General features: G+C 40.9%; 13 protein-coding genes and 1 riboswitch. All 13 genes read right to left on the bottom strand.

From position 1 onward, the window contains the following. Positions 1–5 precede the first annotated feature (5 nt). Entirely contained in the window at positions 6–1541 is a 1536-nt protein-coding gene (locus DOT_RS11630; RefSeq protein ID WP_009618624.1) for a DUF2284 domain-containing protein, read from the bottom strand. Continuing rightward, a complete protein-coding gene (gene purE / locus DOT_RS11635) occupies positions 1538–2038 on the bottom strand; it encodes a 5-(carboxyamino)imidazole ribonucleotide mutase (RefSeq protein ID WP_009618626.1) in 501 nt (166 codons plus the stop codon). The genes DOT_RS11630 and purE overlap by 4 nt, the downstream gene beginning before the upstream one ends. Before the next feature lie 22 nt (positions 2039–2060). Then, a complete protein-coding gene (gene bzaB, locus DOT_RS11640) occupies positions 2061–3359 on the bottom strand; it encodes a B12 lower ligand biosynthesis ThiC-like protein BzaB (protein WP_009618629.1) in 1299 nt (432 codons plus the stop codon). A 200-nt stretch (positions 3360–3559) separates the two neighbouring features. After that, positions 3560–4837 (bottom strand): phosphomethylpyrimidine synthase ThiC, encoded by a 1278-nt coding sequence (gene thiC / locus DOT_RS11645; protein ID WP_242833826.1) that lies wholly within the window; start codon positions 4835–4837, stop codon positions 3560–3562. Between the two features lie 157 nt (positions 4838–4994). After that, positions 4995–5175, bottom strand: a riboswitch (cobalamin riboswitch). A gap of 85 nt (positions 5176–5260) precedes the next feature. Continuing rightward, positions 5261–6085 carry a 3'-5' exonuclease gene (locus tag DOT_RS11650; RefSeq protein WP_009618633.1) on the bottom strand — a complete coding sequence of 275 codons (825 nt, stop codon included), beginning with the start codon at positions 6083–6085 and terminating at the stop codon, positions 5261–5263. A gap of 207 nt (positions 6086–6292) precedes the next feature. Then, positions 6293–6463, bottom strand: coding sequence for an aspartyl-phosphate phosphatase Spo0E family protein (locus DOT_RS11655; RefSeq protein WP_009618635.1), 171 nt, complete (start codon positions 6461–6463; stop codon positions 6293–6295). Between the two features lie 113 nt (positions 6464–6576). Beyond that, entirely contained in the window at positions 6577–8424 is a 1848-nt protein-coding gene (locus DOT_RS11660) for a PAS domain S-box protein (RefSeq protein WP_139024194.1), read from the bottom strand. A gap of 143 nt (positions 8425–8567) precedes the next feature. Continuing rightward, entirely contained in the window at positions 8568–10088 is a 1521-nt protein-coding gene (locus DOT_RS11665; protein WP_207637043.1) for a SpoIIE family protein phosphatase, read from the bottom strand. Continuing rightward, on the bottom strand, positions 10088–11284 hold the full coding sequence (locus tag DOT_RS11670; RefSeq protein WP_009618641.1) for a PAS domain S-box protein: 1197 nt from the start codon (positions 11282–11284) through the stop codon (positions 10088–10090). The genes DOT_RS11665 and DOT_RS11670 overlap by 1 nt, the downstream gene beginning before the upstream one ends. 287 nt (positions 11285–11571) lie before the next feature. Next, on the bottom strand, positions 11572–11880 hold the full coding sequence (locus DOT_RS11675) for an STAS domain-containing protein (RefSeq protein WP_009618643.1): 309 nt from the start codon (positions 11878–11880) through the stop codon (positions 11572–11574). Further along, a complete protein-coding gene (locus DOT_RS11680) occupies positions 11877–13589 on the bottom strand; it encodes a methyl-accepting chemotaxis protein (RefSeq protein WP_009618645.1) in 1713 nt (570 codons plus the stop codon). The genes DOT_RS11675 and DOT_RS11680 overlap by 4 nt, the downstream gene beginning before the upstream one ends. 426 nt (positions 13590–14015) lie before the next feature. Then, a complete protein-coding gene (locus DOT_RS11685; protein ID WP_009618647.1) occupies positions 14016–14309 on the bottom strand; it encodes an STAS domain-containing protein in 294 nt (97 codons plus the stop codon). 504 nt (positions 14310–14813) lie between these two features. Then, on the bottom strand, positions 14814–15497 hold the full coding sequence (locus DOT_RS11690; protein ID WP_009618649.1) for a PhoH family protein: 684 nt from the start codon (positions 15495–15497) through the stop codon (positions 14814–14816). Positions 15498–15547: the final 50 nt, after the last annotated feature.

Below are 15547 nucleotides of genomic sequence, written 5' to 3' on the forward strand. Positions count from 1 at the left end.
GTAATTCACTCCAATAGCAACAGAGCAAAATATCTAACATAGTCGCCCTTGTTGCGCAAAATCCCAAGATTAAGTCCCGCCCGTCTGACGGTCTCAAAGACATCGATACCCGCTCCCTCCATGGCGGGCCTGGCATCCCGTGTATTGCAACACTTCCCGTTAGGAAAACTTGCAGCACAGGTATCACAAAGCACGCATGGGCCAGCCCAATAAGAGAAGGCCTTATGAAATCCCGCCAGAAACCCCTCTCTTTCAGCGGCCAAAACCCGTTTTTGAAATATCTTTCCTGGAGGCTCCCCCTCTAGCAGGAGCGCCTGCGAAAAATCTTTTAGAGCGTCCCTAGTTTTTTGCGGGGTGGGACTATTAGGCGGACAGTGGGGATGTCCATACCGATCACAACCATACTGGCAACGGAGGTCCGTCCAATCTGAAACATGAATATCTGCTGTAGATATTGGAAGAACTTGGCCAAATCCCATAGCTTTGATCCTCGCGATCAGTCGGGTCCTGGCATCCAAGCGAAGAGTGGCTAATTTTGTTGCGTCCTTCGCTGCAAAGATTACAGCAGTGTCCGTCTCTAAGGGAATGAGCTCAGTTGTATGGAGTTTAGACATGGCAAGTTGCTCTCTGACCCAAGCTTGGGAGAAGGTTCTGCCATTGTAGGTATTAATAAACATATTTAGATCTAGTAGAGCAGCTTTTTCTGGGGAGTGTTCGGGGAAAAAATCATGAATTACCAGGAATCCTTCCGGTTTGAGACAATTTGCAGCTCGGTCTAGGATCAATGGAATTTCCTCTTCGGAATAAGCGTGAATAATATTGGAGAGAACAACTAAATCGAACCGCTCTTGTCCTACAGTCCAGGGCTCTAATATATTAGTTGGTTGATAGGAAACCCGTTTTCCGATCTCCTGCTTGTCCAACAACTCTCGCGTATAGTTAAGGACCTCTCCAATATCTAGCAAGGTGGCCGATAGCGCTGGAAAGCTCTCTAGAAAACCACTGGCAATCGCCCCTGAACCAGTTCCAACATCCAGAAGCTCTCCCTTGAGGTCAAGCCCCTGGAAGAATGGTAAGATTTCCTCCACTTTAGTCCTAGCCACATTATCCATAGCTTTGATATATTTACGAATCCGCTGGCTAAACTGCTTTGCATCCTCTTCTTCGGCTGGAAAATTCACTCTGCCACCGGCCTTAAGGGATCCTGCTAGGTCCTGCCACCCTAGCCGTAGAGCCTTGCGCCAGAGGATCGAATCCCCTTGATAATTACGCCTGCCTATCACAAGATAGTCACTAGCCAGCTTGGTATTAAAATAACTACCTCCATCACAAACCACTAAGTTAAGAGCGCAAAGAGCCTGAAGAAAACGCTCTAGACCAGAGGTAGGCATCTCCAATACACCAGCCAGTACGGCGGTCGTCAAGCCTTTAGGCTCCAGTAAAGTAAAAACCTCTAATTCTACTGCCGTAAACAATGCCTCAGAAAACCAGTACCCTGTTGCCAGATCCTCTAAGTACTGAGCACCTGTATCGGACTTCAACTTACTTCACTCAACTGTCTTTGGAGCGCTTCGTCCTTAGCCTCAATATCCTGCAGCATCTGAGCACGATAGTCTTTAACCTTAATACTTAAGTCCCTATCTTGAATCGTCAGAATTTGTACCGCAAGCAAGGCCGCATTTCGTGCCCCACCGATCCCTACGGTTGCAACTGGAATTCCTGTAGGCATTTGCACAATGGAGTAAAGGGCATCGATTCCTTCTAAAGCACCACTGCTCATCGGCACACCGATGACAGGTAAAATCGTCGCCCCCGCTACAACCCCCGGCAAATGAGCAGCTAACCCAGCCGCTGCAATAATCAGTTTGCCTCCTTGGGTTTCAAAACCTTTCACCCAATTGACGGTTCTATCCAACGTCCTCTGAGCGGAGGAAATAATAACATCGAAGGAAACTTCAAATTGACGCAGAACTTCCAGAGCTTCCTCCATGACTTGATAATCTGAATCACTTCCCATAATGATCCCGACTTGGTTCATTTTGGCCCCTCCCTCGTGTTTTTTAACAGCTGCCTTCCGTTGTTCCGAGGTATTCTCCAACCACTTTCATGGCGCAGAAACCACCACACATCGAGCAGGCTACATCCCCCTCTTCATTACGCTCTCCACGGATCCGCCGCGCCGTAGGAGGATCAATAGCCAGTTCAATTTGTTTATCCCAATCCAAGGCCTTACGAGCACGAGCCATAGCTAAATCCCATTCTCGTGCACCTTTAACTCCATTCACAATATCTGCAGCGTGTGTTGCAATGCGCGTAGCAATGACCCCAGCATGAACATCTTCTGCGGTTGGCAGGCGGAGATGTTCGGCAGGTGTTACATAACAAATAAAATTGGCTCCGGAAATGGCAGCCGTTGTGGCGCCGATCGCTGCTGTGATATGGTCATAACCCGGGGCGATATCTGTAACTAAATTACCCAGTATATAATACGGGACATGATGACAAAGTTGTTTTTGGAGCAAGATAGTTGGCGGAATTTGATTCAACGGTACATGGCCCGGGCCTTCTACCATCACTTGAACGCCAGCTTCCAGAGCCCGCTTCACTAACTCTCCAGCCACAATCACCCCTTGGACTTGAGCACGGTCCAGAGAATCTTCAATACAACCCGGTCGAATAGCATCTCCAATGCTAAGTGTTACATCGTACTTTTTACAAATTTCCAGCACACGATCAAATTGGGTATAAAGAGGATTATCTTGGTCGTTGTGGAACATCCAACCTGTTAAAAAGGCCCCACCCCGACTTACAATATCAGTGATTCTGCCTTGATTCTTTAGCCTTTCCAAGATCGATCTGTTTAAAGCTGAATGGATTGCCATAAAGTCAATTCCATCCGCTGCTTGACGTTCAATCATTTCGAACATATCCTCAACCTTCATGCCTACAACGCTTCCGTTTTTGAAAATACTCTCCATCCCTGCTTGATAAGTTGGGACAGAGCCGACAGGTAATGTCGTAGAAGCAATAACCTTACGGCGGAAAGCATCAATATCGCCGCCTGTACTTAACTCCATAATCGCATCGGCACCTGCACCTTCGGCAACTCTTATTTTGTGAAGCTCATCCTCAAAGTCCACACAGTCTGGTGAGGTTCCGATGTTAGCATTTACTTTAGTACGAAGTCCTTCCCCGACTGCGACCCCGACCGAGTTCTTACGTAGCTTGTTTTTCATGATCACTACTCGACCTTGGGCAACCTTCTCACATAATTCTTCCGCTCTAAATCCTTCTATTTTGGCTAATTTCTCTACCTCAGGAGTAATAATTCCTTGTCTCGCTTTAATCAATTGGGTCATCTCAATCTCTCCATTCTTCATTTAAATTCTTAGTTCTTTATTCTAGTTCTCTAGCATTGTCTTGCTTGCATTCTCACCCTTAATCACGTGCCCCTACCGATATTCGAACCCAAACCTCGCTTATGCCCTTACTCATGTTCGAACTCCGATCCACGAACTTCGAACCTCGCATTAGCCCCTACCCATATTCGAACCTCGATTTAGCACTCCCACGGTAGTTCTTGAAAGAACTCACCAGCCACAGCCATAGCACACCCCTTTTGACATTTGTTACAGAGAGGCTTTTCGCTTGAGTGGAAATCAGCAAGCCTTTCCTGGGATAACGCTAACATTTTCTGCGCTTCTACATTTTGCTCTCGCCGTGCTTTGCTCATTTGCAAATCCCAATTCTCTGCTCCAGGATATCCTTTTGCCAGATCGGCCACGTGAGCAGCAATACGCGAAGCGACTACTCCCCGGTAAACATCCTGGGCATTCGGGTAAGCAATATGTTCAGCCGGTGTAACGTAACAGAGTAGATCTGCCCCAGCTGCACCTGCCATAGCCCCACCGATAGCAGCGGTGATTTCGTCATAGCCTGGCGCTACATCCGTCGATACCGGGCCGAAGACAAAATATGGGGCACCCTGACACACTTGTTTTTCTAATTTAATGGTTGTGGCAATTTGATTTGGTGGAGTGTGACCAGGTCCCTTAATCATGATTTGTACTCCAGCTTGTCTGCTACGCTTCACTAACTCACCTAAAATGACCAGTTCTTCAACCTGTGAACGACATAATGAATCTGCCCCTGCACCCGGTCGCATTGCATCTGCTAAGCTTAAGGTAACCTCATGTTTTTTAGCGATTTCAAGGATGCGGTCAAACATGGTATACAAAAAGTTTTCCTTACCATGATAGAGCATCCAACCCATCAGCAAGGATCCACCTCGACTCACCAGATTTAGGACCCGCTGATCCGCCTTGGCCGTTTGTAATAATCCGCTGTGCAAAGCGCAATGCAAGCCCATAAAGTCTACGCCATCTGCTGCTTGACGCTCCATAACTTGAAAAAAATCTTCTGGTTCAAGCGCTAAGGCTGACCCCTTCGTGCGCACCGCTTCAGCAAAAGCTTGATAAATAGGCAGAGAACCTAACGGTAATGGTACTCTTTCAATGATGGTTCTTCTTGCTTCATCCATATCACCCGCGGTACTCAAATCCATGACAGCATGCGTTCCTGCTCTGACAGCCTCATCTACTTTAAATAGTTCGTCAACTAACTGATCCTCATCTGCATCGATGCCGATGCTGGCACTAACTTTGGTACTTAGTCCCAACCCAAACCCTTGAGGTTTTTTGGGCTGGTGATGAATATTATAGGGTATCACAATTTGTCCTATAGCAACCCGTTCCATAAGGAGTTGCACATTCATATGTTCATCTTGAGAAATCCTTGTAAAAAGCGGGTTCTCTTGACCCTTTTGAGCCATTTCCATTAGTGTCAAAACAAAACTCTCCTTTCAATGCTTGGACTACGAGCACCTTGAAAAGAACATTTGAAGTAGCAAAAAAATAAAAAGTCTCTAATCACAAAGTGACTAGAGACTTTTCCATAATCTCGTCCACACTACTCTTGGTTCTTCGACAAGGTAGGCTTTTAGCTTGACTACAGGCAGGTCTCCTGGCTTACGGATCATCACATCTGAAGTACCTTCCGGGACTACCCCGTGGTTACACTTCTTACTCCCCGTTTACAGTGGCGGGACCGCGCCGGACTTTCACCGACTTCCCTTATTCTCCTCTTAAATGAGGCACCTGTAATCTCAAATTTTCTAAACATAGTATAAACAATAAATGTAAGTTTGACAAGGCCTTTTTCAAAAAATTCTCTTTATTTTCACTTACCCTTACATAAATTCCTAATCTAATACTTCTTCATTACCATAGATCGTATTGTTCGAAACAATATTATACTCGCCATTCTTATGCGTAATTCTGGAGATATGTCTTATCCGAATATTACATAATGCACAATATCCAAAAGCAAAATACTTTTTCCTTTTAGTTACCTCCCCATTTTTTTGCACAAAGGCACCACACTCGGGACACCAAATATCTGCTTTATTTATTAGAGTTTTTAATTTTTCTATCTTTAACTCATTTTCCTTTTGCTCTTTTTCCCAATTCACGACTGCATCCCCAGAAAAATCATATACTTTTTTGAAAATGTCAGAGGTATACGAGGCATCGCTGAAGGCATCGTGAAAAGGAGAATTTATTTCAATTTCTAAACCTTCTACGACGCTTTCTAAACTGGGTTGTTTGGTTAAGCTCTTTAAGTTCATATAAATTTGTTGGATATTAATGAACTTGTTAAATGATAACGAGTCAACACCAAAAAACTGGCAATTATCATGTAAAGCTAATATATCATCATGCCCCCAAGAGCATAAAATATATTCCTCACCAATCCATGACTTAAAGCTCTCAATTGCTTTAACAAAAGGTATTCCGTGCTGAACCCGACTTGTATTTATATTGGTTTTCCTCTTAACATAGGGATTCATTCTCTTATAAATTACGGGCTTAATTAATAAATCAAATTTACCAACGACTTCTAACTGCTCATTTAATTTAACTGCTCCGATCTGGATAATTTCGTTTTTTAGATCAGAATTAGCAGAATCGCCTTCTTTGAATTTGAAGAACATATTAAATTCCAAATCAAATACAATGTAGTTCATTTTAACCTCCTAAGTCATTTGTCTATTATAATCCCTCCTCAAACTAAACGCACATAAAAGTTTCATCTTTTAGTTACGTTAGGCCATTTTTCTTCATCTGTGATGCCCGCGCAGGAACATTAGTAAACAAATATTAAGAAAAAACGGTTATGCTTCACCAAAACTTAGGCGAATCATAACCATAAGTAGTTGTTACTATCCTCATGATTACCAAAAGCTTAACTGCTGGTAAGAAGTTATCTTTTGGTATTGGTTAAGTAAGCGATCTAACTGCTGACTAACCTCCACAACCTCACTATCAATTAGGTTACGAGTTAGACCAACTTTATTGAGTCTCTTACGGAGTCCCTCTATTCTTTTCAAAAGTTTCTTTTCCATTTGGATTCCTCCTGAAATGTCATTCTCAAGAAGAATTTTATTGCTATTTTGCTGAAATGGCAAGAATATATTATCCAATAATAGGTAATCATTTGTCGTAATATGGAAATTACTTACTCATTGCTGCTCGAACACTTCGAAGTAGGCTCAAGGGGCAATATGATCCGAAATGTTGTGCCTCCATTTCCTGTTTCAACGCTAATAGTTCCTCCATGGCGATATATAATGTTATAGGATACTGGCAATCCTAAGCCCGTACCATTATCTTTAGTCGTCAGGAATGGTTTGCCAATATTTCCAAGGACCTCCGCTGGTATCCCTGATCCCTGATCAATAAAGCTCATTACTATTTTGCCATTTTCAAAATAAGTTTTAATTGTCATCACTCCACCTGCTGACATGGATTCTAACCCGTTTCGAGCTAAGTTTAAAATGACTTGTCGAATTTCTTGCTCATTTAATTCGAGGTTAGGGATCTCCTTGAGTTCAACTATTAGATCTTTCTCGCTTCTCAAAGCATCCGCTTGTAACATCGGCATCAGCTTAGTGATAATCGTATTAAGGCTTTGTCTACTAAGCGCTATAGGAGTATTTCGACTTAGAGATAAGAATTCTGTAATGATTGAGTTGGCTCTGTCTAGTTCTTCGATCATAAGTTGGAAATAGTCTTTGTAAACTTGAAGATTCGCTTTGGCCCCTAACATCTGTAGGAAACCACGTACTGTTGTCATCGGATTCCTTATTTCATGGGCTATGCTGGCGGCCATTTTGCCAATAATATTTAAGCCATCAAGCCGTTTCATCTCTGCTTCCATCTGTTTATGTTCAGTAATGTCTCGAGAGATTGCCATTATGCCTATAATATTATCTTGATCATCTCTAATGGCTGAAAGACTGCATGAAACGTCGATTACCTTTCCATCTTTTTTCTTTCCCTGAACATGGAGGGTTGGTACTTCTTCACCTGTTTTTACGCGCTCAAAATCTTCTTTCATTTTTTGGGCCTCGTCTGGAACCGCTAATAGCGTAATTTCTCGCCCGAAAACTTCTATAGCAGTATATCCATACATTCTTTGCCCTGCCGGATTGATGCTCGATATTTTTAGATCCGGATCAATTTTACTTATAGAATCGCAAGAGTTTTTCACCATGGCCTCATAGGTTCGGAGTTGTTGAGAACGTTCTTTAGCTGCCTTAAGTAATGGCGATAATTCCGGAAGTATTCGTGTGTCAATCTGCACACTGTCCTCGTCTTTGAATATTGATTTCGCAAAGGAACTCAATTGTTGTCTAACCTTACTTATCATGAACCAAGTTAAGGCAAAAGGGATAAAAAATAAGACCGTTAAAAGTCCTGCAAAAGCCACCGTATCCTCGAACACACTCTGATACACATCATCGGTTTCTACCTTTGCCCATACATGCCCAATTGCTATATTATCTGTACTAAATGGTATTGTAACAGAAATGCTCCCTTTTCGTTTCCACAACCCAACCGAAATGGTATTCTCAATAATTTCCAGCTTGCCACTTAGGTAGGTTTTGAAACAAGGGTCGCTTTTAGGTATTTTTTGCAACATAGGAAATTTAAAATCGGAGTCTTTTGCCACGATTGAATCAAACCTAATATCATAATATCCAATGCTATAATCCGGATATTGCTTTGATGTCTGATCAAACAGAGGTTGTATTATTGGATTCAAAGCTAATACTTTCTCTTCATTCGAATTATCGGTTAGATTGGCCTGCGTAATAATATCTCCGTATAGACTTTTTAGTTCGCTACTTAAGCACAACGTTAGCGACATTGCTTTAACACGTCTCTCACTAAGTCTATAGTTTAAAAAATCGTAATAAAACCCGATCGAAAGCACTACGGTGAGGCCTATTAAAATTGTTGCAATAATTATATAAGTTAATCTTACTGTCCCAATGCATCGCATTCTATTCCATATACTCAAAAAAGAATACCCCCTTGAAATTTCAAGTAGGGTACTCCTTCAACATTAAGCGATTTTTTCCTGCTTTCTTACGATGATATGTCAAATAATTCTGATTTATCTGATTTGTTCTTAAAATTGCAAATGAACTCAGATTTTTTTCCTTAATATAATTTCTTAATCAAGAGCACTTCATTACCCTTAGCATTATAGATCACTTTGTCACAAAATAGTTTCATCAGTAAAACACCTCGTCCACTTTCTGCCTCTAGAAGTTCATCAAACTCTTCTTCGCACATATCTTCTTTTAGGCGAGCACCAACTTTCTTAGTATCGAAACCCGGACCATCGTCCATGACTCTTATTATTAGCTTATCTCCAATTCGTCTTGCTTTAACCTGAACTCGCCCACCAGCGTAAAAGCCATTGTTCATAGCTTCATTGATGGCTACCTCTAACATTGATACATTGCTTGGCGCGTTCCGTTCTAGGAATTCACTAATAATTATCTGAGCATTTGCAAGGTCCACTTCATTTTTTACATCCAGTATGATTTCTTTCTTATTTTCTTGGAGAACTTCAATACAAATAACTGAAAAATCATCATTTCTTTCCGGACTTTCCGCCAGTAACTCAAGCCAGTTCTTATATTCCATAAAACTTCCATGCTTACGTATTCCTTGTAATTCTATTAGATCTGAAGCCCCATCGCTCATCATACAATAGATTTCCCCTGCTTTAAGAGGTAGGGTCACCATTTCGATATCAGGATCATCTATAACACCGAGATAACAACCCGATATGGGGACTAAAGAACACTCCTGTGGCTTGGCAGCTAGAAATAAGGTTATCCCTGCGGAGATAAGTTTAAGCACTGAAGCTTGTAAATCAAATTCGAAGTACAGCAAGGCTATAAAAGAATCCTCATATAAATAGTTCATTATTTTCTTGTTTATATTTTTAAGGACACTCGTCTCAATTTTTTCTCCATTGAGCAGGATGTTGTCCAGCATCATTTTAAAGGTAGCAGTTTGCAAAGCTGTTGCTACGCCATGTCCACTGACATCAATAATGTATCCACACAATTTTTTGTCTTCTTCAAACCACTTGTAGTTAAAAAAATCTCCACTGACAGTTCTATAGGGCTCAAAGATCGTACAGACCCGTACCATGTCTCCAGTAAAAGGGTGGGGTAGGGAATCCTGCTGTACTCGCGACGCTAACAAGAGCTCCATCTGAGTTTCCTGTTCCCGGTCTAAAAGCTGCTCTTCAATTTTCTTCCGATCAGTTATATCTACGATACTGGTCGCTTTAAGCGGACTTTTGTTTGCTTCATCCTGCACAGGATAACTTTGAAGCCAGAGCCAGCGCACTTCCCCGTCAGGTCTAATAATTCTAAACTCTTCGTTTGTTACTAGGTTCATATCCAGAAAATTCCGGGGGAAAGAACTTCGCATTCTTAGACGGTCAAACGGATCAATTAACTCGACCAATGAATGTGGGTTGTCCAGCAGACTCTGACAGGACATCCCACTAATTCTTTCGTAGGCCGGACTGACATAGACAATTCTTTCCTTATTAGTAATCAGAAAGATCTCATTGACCGTTTCGGCAAACTGCCTAAATTTCTCTTCACTCGCTCTCAGCTTAGAGTACAATTTTTTTCTTTCCGTTATATCCAACATTACTGCCAAGGTAGCCTATCACTTTCCAAGGTTACATCGGTCCCCCTCAAAAGCACATTTACGATTTCACCGGACTTTTTGATAAGTTCTATTTCATAAGGGAAGCTAGCTTTTCCCTCAGACCTATCTAACAAAACTGAGTTAACGAGCATTAAAGAACTTTCTGTCATAAAATCCTTCATATGACGACCGATACATTCCTCTTCCCTGTACCCTAATACTCCTATGACGGTATCATTTACAAATTCAACTATACCTTTTTTATGGATAACTACAATCTGAGGAGCATTGTTTACAATTGCTGCATATCGTTCTTTGCTTTCCCTAAGTTCCGCCTCCATATTAATCATCTCAGTGATATCCTCGAAACACTCCATTTTCTCACTAATTTGGCCGTATTCATCTTTCAATATTGCTACGCTCTTTAACACATGTCTGATTTGACCATCTTTAGTCATGATTCTACAATTTTCAGTGATTAGGGGGGAGTCAGTAGCGTTACGACACAACTCGCAACCCTCGATACCTACTCCATGCAGTACCACTGAACATTCTTTTCCCATTACTTCTTCAGCAGTATAACCCGTTATCTCCTCGGCAATTTTATTCCATCTAAATATCTTTCGATGCTTATCTACTGAAAGAACAGCACTAGGGACGGTTCTAAACAGCAACTCTGCATATTTTACCTGTTCCCTTAGTTTTTTTTCAAGTCTTTTCCTTTCCGTAATATCTCTAACCATCCCCAATATTTCTGGACACTCATAACCGAGCGTGTGGACAAGGCCATCTTTTACATTAACATATTCCCCTGTATCCAATTTTCTAAGGGTTGTTCGGGATAATGAAGAAGCTTGGTCTAACTGATTGTCAGCCTTTTTGACTGCCGAAACATCCTTGCTTATAACATATATTACGTTCTCATTCTCCCACTTATCTTTAACAACTCGGGTTTCCGTAGGTATTTGCCTTCCCAATTTAGTACATAGTGACATCAAACATTGAAAGCTCTCTCCTGCTAACATGGCTTTTACAAATTCCTGGACCCCTGTACATCCATACAGAAGTTCAGCGTTCATACCGCTCATTTCTTCAAGGGTATATTTCAATTTTTCTCTGGCAGCTTTGTTCGCCCGAATGATTCTACCCTTTTCATCTAAGAGGATAAGATAATCCTCTATTTGGTCAAATAGCAAATTGAAGTTGCCTTTATATTGTTTATCCGGCGCAGAGTGATCATGTTTTTTAATAATTATTACGGCTACCTCCTGTATTGCAGACAGACATTATTCTTCCGCTGTCATTTTATACTTAGAAACCTTTGTAACATTTCTCTTCATAAGCTTTAATGATCTTCTTAGCGCTTAAGGCAATGCTCTTAATAGAACTCGGGCTCTAGACTAACAGATTATCAATCTTGCCTAGAGCCCCTCAAGAATAATATTTTTATTTTTTGGGATTAGTCTTATCGCCTGTGTGATGATTAATTATTCAATAACAAAAACACCTTGTCCAGCCGCGTACGTTTGATCAGTTCCATTGGCAGACCTTGAGCGCCTATCAATATAAGTCTACCTTTCTTTTCCTTAGTGCGTTTATTAATAGACACTAATGTTCCCAATCCCGAGCTATCAATATAGGTAAGTTTCGAGAGATCTATCCTCAGCTCTGTGATTCCTTGGTCAATTAACTCTAATAAATCAACCCTCAGTAATGCGGCATCACTAACGTAAATTTTGTCATTTAAAAATACCGTCGCTTGGTTGCCGCTGACTTTGATTGAATGCTTCATGATTTTTCTCCTGACGCATCAACTTTGAACCTAGAAATAAGATTGTGCAGATTTTGTGCCATTGCACTTGTCTGCTCAGAACTTGCTGCTACGGTTTCAATGGTTGCTGTAGTCTCTTCGATTGCTGCTGAAACTTCTTGGGCTTCCCTGCTTGTGCCCTCAATATCTTCGGCAACAATTTCAATTAATTGCACGATTTTATCGGATGAGGCAACCTCATCGTCGGTTACTTTAGCAATTCCATCGATATCACTTACTGTTTCTGTAACGGCCAACATAATGTTCTCCAACGATTTTCCTGCCTTGTTGACCTCTTCCACACCTACCTCAACCTCGGCTAGGCTATGCTTCATGGCTACAACCGCACTATCGGTATTCTCCGTAATCTTGGAAACAAGTTGTAGAATATTTCCAGCTTCAGCATTGGATTGTTCTGCCAGTTTTCTGACTTCCTCCGCAACAACGGCAAATCCTCTACCTGACTCGCCAGCCCGAGCCGCTTCAATAGCCGCATTAAGTGCAAGCAGATTGGTTTGATTGGCAATCCCCGTAATGGTTTCATTAATGATGCTAATTTGTTGAGAGTATTCATTCAGAAGCGTGATTACTTTTTCAGCTTCTCTTGTCTTGTTATAAATAGTGTTCATGCACTGCCTGACTTCGTCTACAGTGGCCTTTCCTTCTTTAGCTGCGTTAATTGAAGCTTCTGATTTAATACTAGCTGAAGCCGCTTTATCCTTAGCAATCTGAATAAGAGCTGAAAGTTCGATCAGAACCTGTGAAGTTTCTATACTCGAGTTAGATGCTTCTTCCATCGACCGTGCCACCGTCTGAGTTTTTTGGGAAATGTTTGTTGTCGCCTCCGACACATCGGTTGAAGAAGCCGCCATTTCCTGAGAAGCTGCGGCCAATTCAATCGAACTACTGTTCACCGCTTGTACTATTTCCTTTTGGGCTGTAATCATAGTATTAAATGATTCGCAAAGCTGTCCAATTTCATCTTTAGTCTGAACAGCCGCCTTTACCAGCAGATTTCCTTCGCTCGCCTCAGCCATTAACCCCTGTAACACCTTGATCGGGGCTGTAATCTTGCGGGCAGCAAACAATCCAATTATAATTCCTAAAATTACAACTAGGATTGCTGAAGCTATGGCTACCATGTTTGCCTGTTTCGTGGCTTTAAACGTATTATCCATTGCTTGGTTAATTGCATTATTTTGACGAGTTTTCGCTTCATCAACTTTATTTATCAATTGCGTAGCCAACGGTGCTAATTCGTTAGTTGCAATTTCCATTGCCGCGTCCTTGTTTCCTGCCTTCCATAAAGGAATTAGTTTTTCATCGTCACCCTTAGTGTATTCATCGTTCAGTGCTTTAATCTCCACATACAAACTACGTGAATCTTCTGTACGTGCCTCTTTAATAAGCTCATCTTCCAACTTTGCATTCATATCAGCTAATCGTTTGAATTCATCAAGATACTGATCTGTTCCATAGAGCAAATAGGCTTTAATATTATAGGATTCTCCCAAGGCATTATACGCGATTTCAGTGGTTTTCTCTAGGCACGGTATCTCATATCCCTTAAGATTATTGACAAACGCTTGTGCTTGAGTGCAGCTATAAACGGTATACACGAATCCTGCCGTCGCTACTAAGATTACTAGTAGAAAATAGGCCACCATTTTTCTTGCTAATGTCATTTTCATTCATTTCCTGATCCTACGTAAGTAGAAAACAGATTCCTCCCTTACAATTTAGTGCTGAAAACTCATAGTTCTATACATCTTTGCCGCATGTTCTAAAAACACTTATTTAGGAGAAATTCTTACACTGTTTATTTTGACATAACTATTTAATATTCCTTCTTTTATTCTGCAGTTTCACGAATAACAGAAAAAAATTGTCTAATTAGTCCTTTAATTACCAATAATCAGAATTTTAATTTGATATATTTAAAGAAAATTCATTTCGGTGCAAAAAAAGATGAGAAAAGATGTTCCCTATATTTTTCCATGGGAGCTTCTTTTCTCTTCCTGATTCACACGTCTCAACAACTTACCCTTGTAACCCTGACTCAAGATGTGAACGTTCTTTCGTATCTTATTCGGAATTCCTAAGTATAAGGTAGCTGTTTATTCAATATTAAAGACCCTATCAAGCCGCGTACGTTTGATCAGCTCCAATGGTAACCCTTGAGCACCCACCAACACTACCCGGCCCTGAGTGCGTTTATTAATAGTCACTAAGGTTCCTAGTCCCGAACTATCGATATAAGTGAGTTCTGAGAGATCAATCCTAAGGTCCGTAACTCCTTGGTCGATAATATCTAATAGATCATCCCTTAGTAACGAGGCGTCGCTAACATGTATTTTTTCCTTTAAAAAAACCGTCGCATGGTTTCCGCTGATGTTAATCGAATGTTTCATACTTATGCATTTCCCCTTTTTTTCGTTCAACTAATTTTAAACTTACGGAAAGACTAATATATGAGTCTGAAATTTCTTAGAACAAAATTCACAAACCTCAACCTGACCATTATAGAAAACGCAACTAATTGATACCAACCTTGTTTAAGTATAAGTTGGTAGATAATACCGATGCAATATAAGTAATTTGTTCCTATACGTTCAAACTTCCCATCCAGTAGTTTTCAAGTTCAAAGTAGACTCCCCCAAATTAACTATTTCGGCATCAATAACTATATTCCTGCTTAACTACAGAATAATGTAAAATAGTAATATTTTTATCTAAAGAACAGAGTACGGTCCAGTGACGACATGCAAACACTTCACATATCACGTTAGTCTCTCCCCATAGCGGACTATCACCACCTAGTTATCGCCATGCGTGGCGCACTTAAAGAAAGCGCTGTACAAATAATAGTACAACGCTTTTTTCTCCAACTTCATCGTTTATAGCTTTACCAATAGTTAAGTATTTTGAAATGCGTCTGCCCAATTCGCAAGGTCTCCACGAAAGTTCTTTGTAAGTGAAACAATCTTGCAATACGGTTGATCTTTAAAGTGTTCCATATATGGAACAAAACCGCTTTTTGAAATAGGGATGTCAATTTGCCCTGAGTGTCCAATACAAATTACTTTACACGAGTCATGTACTCGAGTTAGGATCTTTCTCAATTCTTGGACAGTAAAATTTTGACATTCATCAATAATTATTGTCATGTCCTTGAGATTAGTGCCTCTAAGAAATAATGGACTCTTAGGAAAACACCAAATGCTATCCATCACTCGTTTAATACTCACCTTTCTACGAATTGCTTCATTTGCCAATGTTTCTTCATTGTAAATACATTGAGCTGGATTTTCATTAATTTCTAATAAAGCGTCTATCAACGGTTGATGATAGATACTTTCCTTTTCAGATTGAGTTCCTGGTCTGAAACCCATATAGGATTCTTGTACCGGGTTAAAAATATATGTTAGAGGCTTTTTCAAAATCTTAGCGCAGGCAACTGCGAGTGTAGTTTTTCCAGATCCAGCCCTGGCGTTTACCATGACCAATTGGTTATCAAATATGGCGTCAACGTATTCACGTTGTTCCGCAGTTAATCTTGGCGCGAACCCAAACAATAAGTTATTCTCAGGTAGTGGCATAATACTCACCTAATCCTTATCACTTTATTCGATATTTGCGACATTTACAT

This window comes from Desulfosporosinus sp. OT (assembly GCF_000224515.1).
GTDB lineage: Bacteria > Bacillota > Desulfitobacteriia > Desulfitobacteriales > Desulfitobacteriaceae > Desulfosporosinus.

Coding starts and splice junctions, on each gene's coding strand:
- purE (WP_009618626.1), bottom strand. CDS start 2,038: ATGAACCAAGTCGGGATCATTATGGGAAGTGATTCAGATTATCAAGTC.
- bzaB (WP_009618629.1), bottom strand. CDS start 3,359: ATGACCCAATTGATTAAAGCGAGACAAGGAATTATTACTCCTGAGGTA.
- thiC (WP_242833826.1), bottom strand. CDS start 4,837: ATGGAAATGGCTCAAAAGGGTCAAGAGAACCCGCTTTTTACAAGGATT.
- DOT_RS11650 (WP_009618633.1), bottom strand. CDS start 6,085: ATGAACTACATTGTATTTGATTTGGAATTTAATATGTTCTTCAAATTC.
- DOT_RS11655 (WP_009618635.1), bottom strand. CDS start 6,463: ATGGAAAAGAAACTTTTGAAAAGAATAGAGGGACTCCGTAAGAGACTC.
- DOT_RS11665 (WP_207637043.1), bottom strand. CDS start 10,088: ATGTTGGATATAACGGAAAGAAAAAAATTGTACTCTAAGCTGAGAGCG.
- DOT_RS11675 (WP_009618643.1), bottom strand. CDS start 11,880: ATGAAGCATTCAATCAAAGTCAGCGGCAACCAAGCGACGGTATTTTTA.
- DOT_RS11680 (WP_009618645.1), bottom strand. CDS start 13,589: ATGAAAATGACATTAGCAAGAAAAATGGTGGCCTATTTTCTACTAGTA.
- DOT_RS11685 (WP_009618647.1), bottom strand. CDS start 14,309: ATGAAACATTCGATTAACATCAGCGGAAACCATGCGACGGTTTTTTTA.
- DOT_RS11690 (WP_009618649.1), bottom strand. CDS start 15,497: ATGCCACTACCTGAGAATAACTTATTGTTTGGGTTCGCGCCAAGATTA.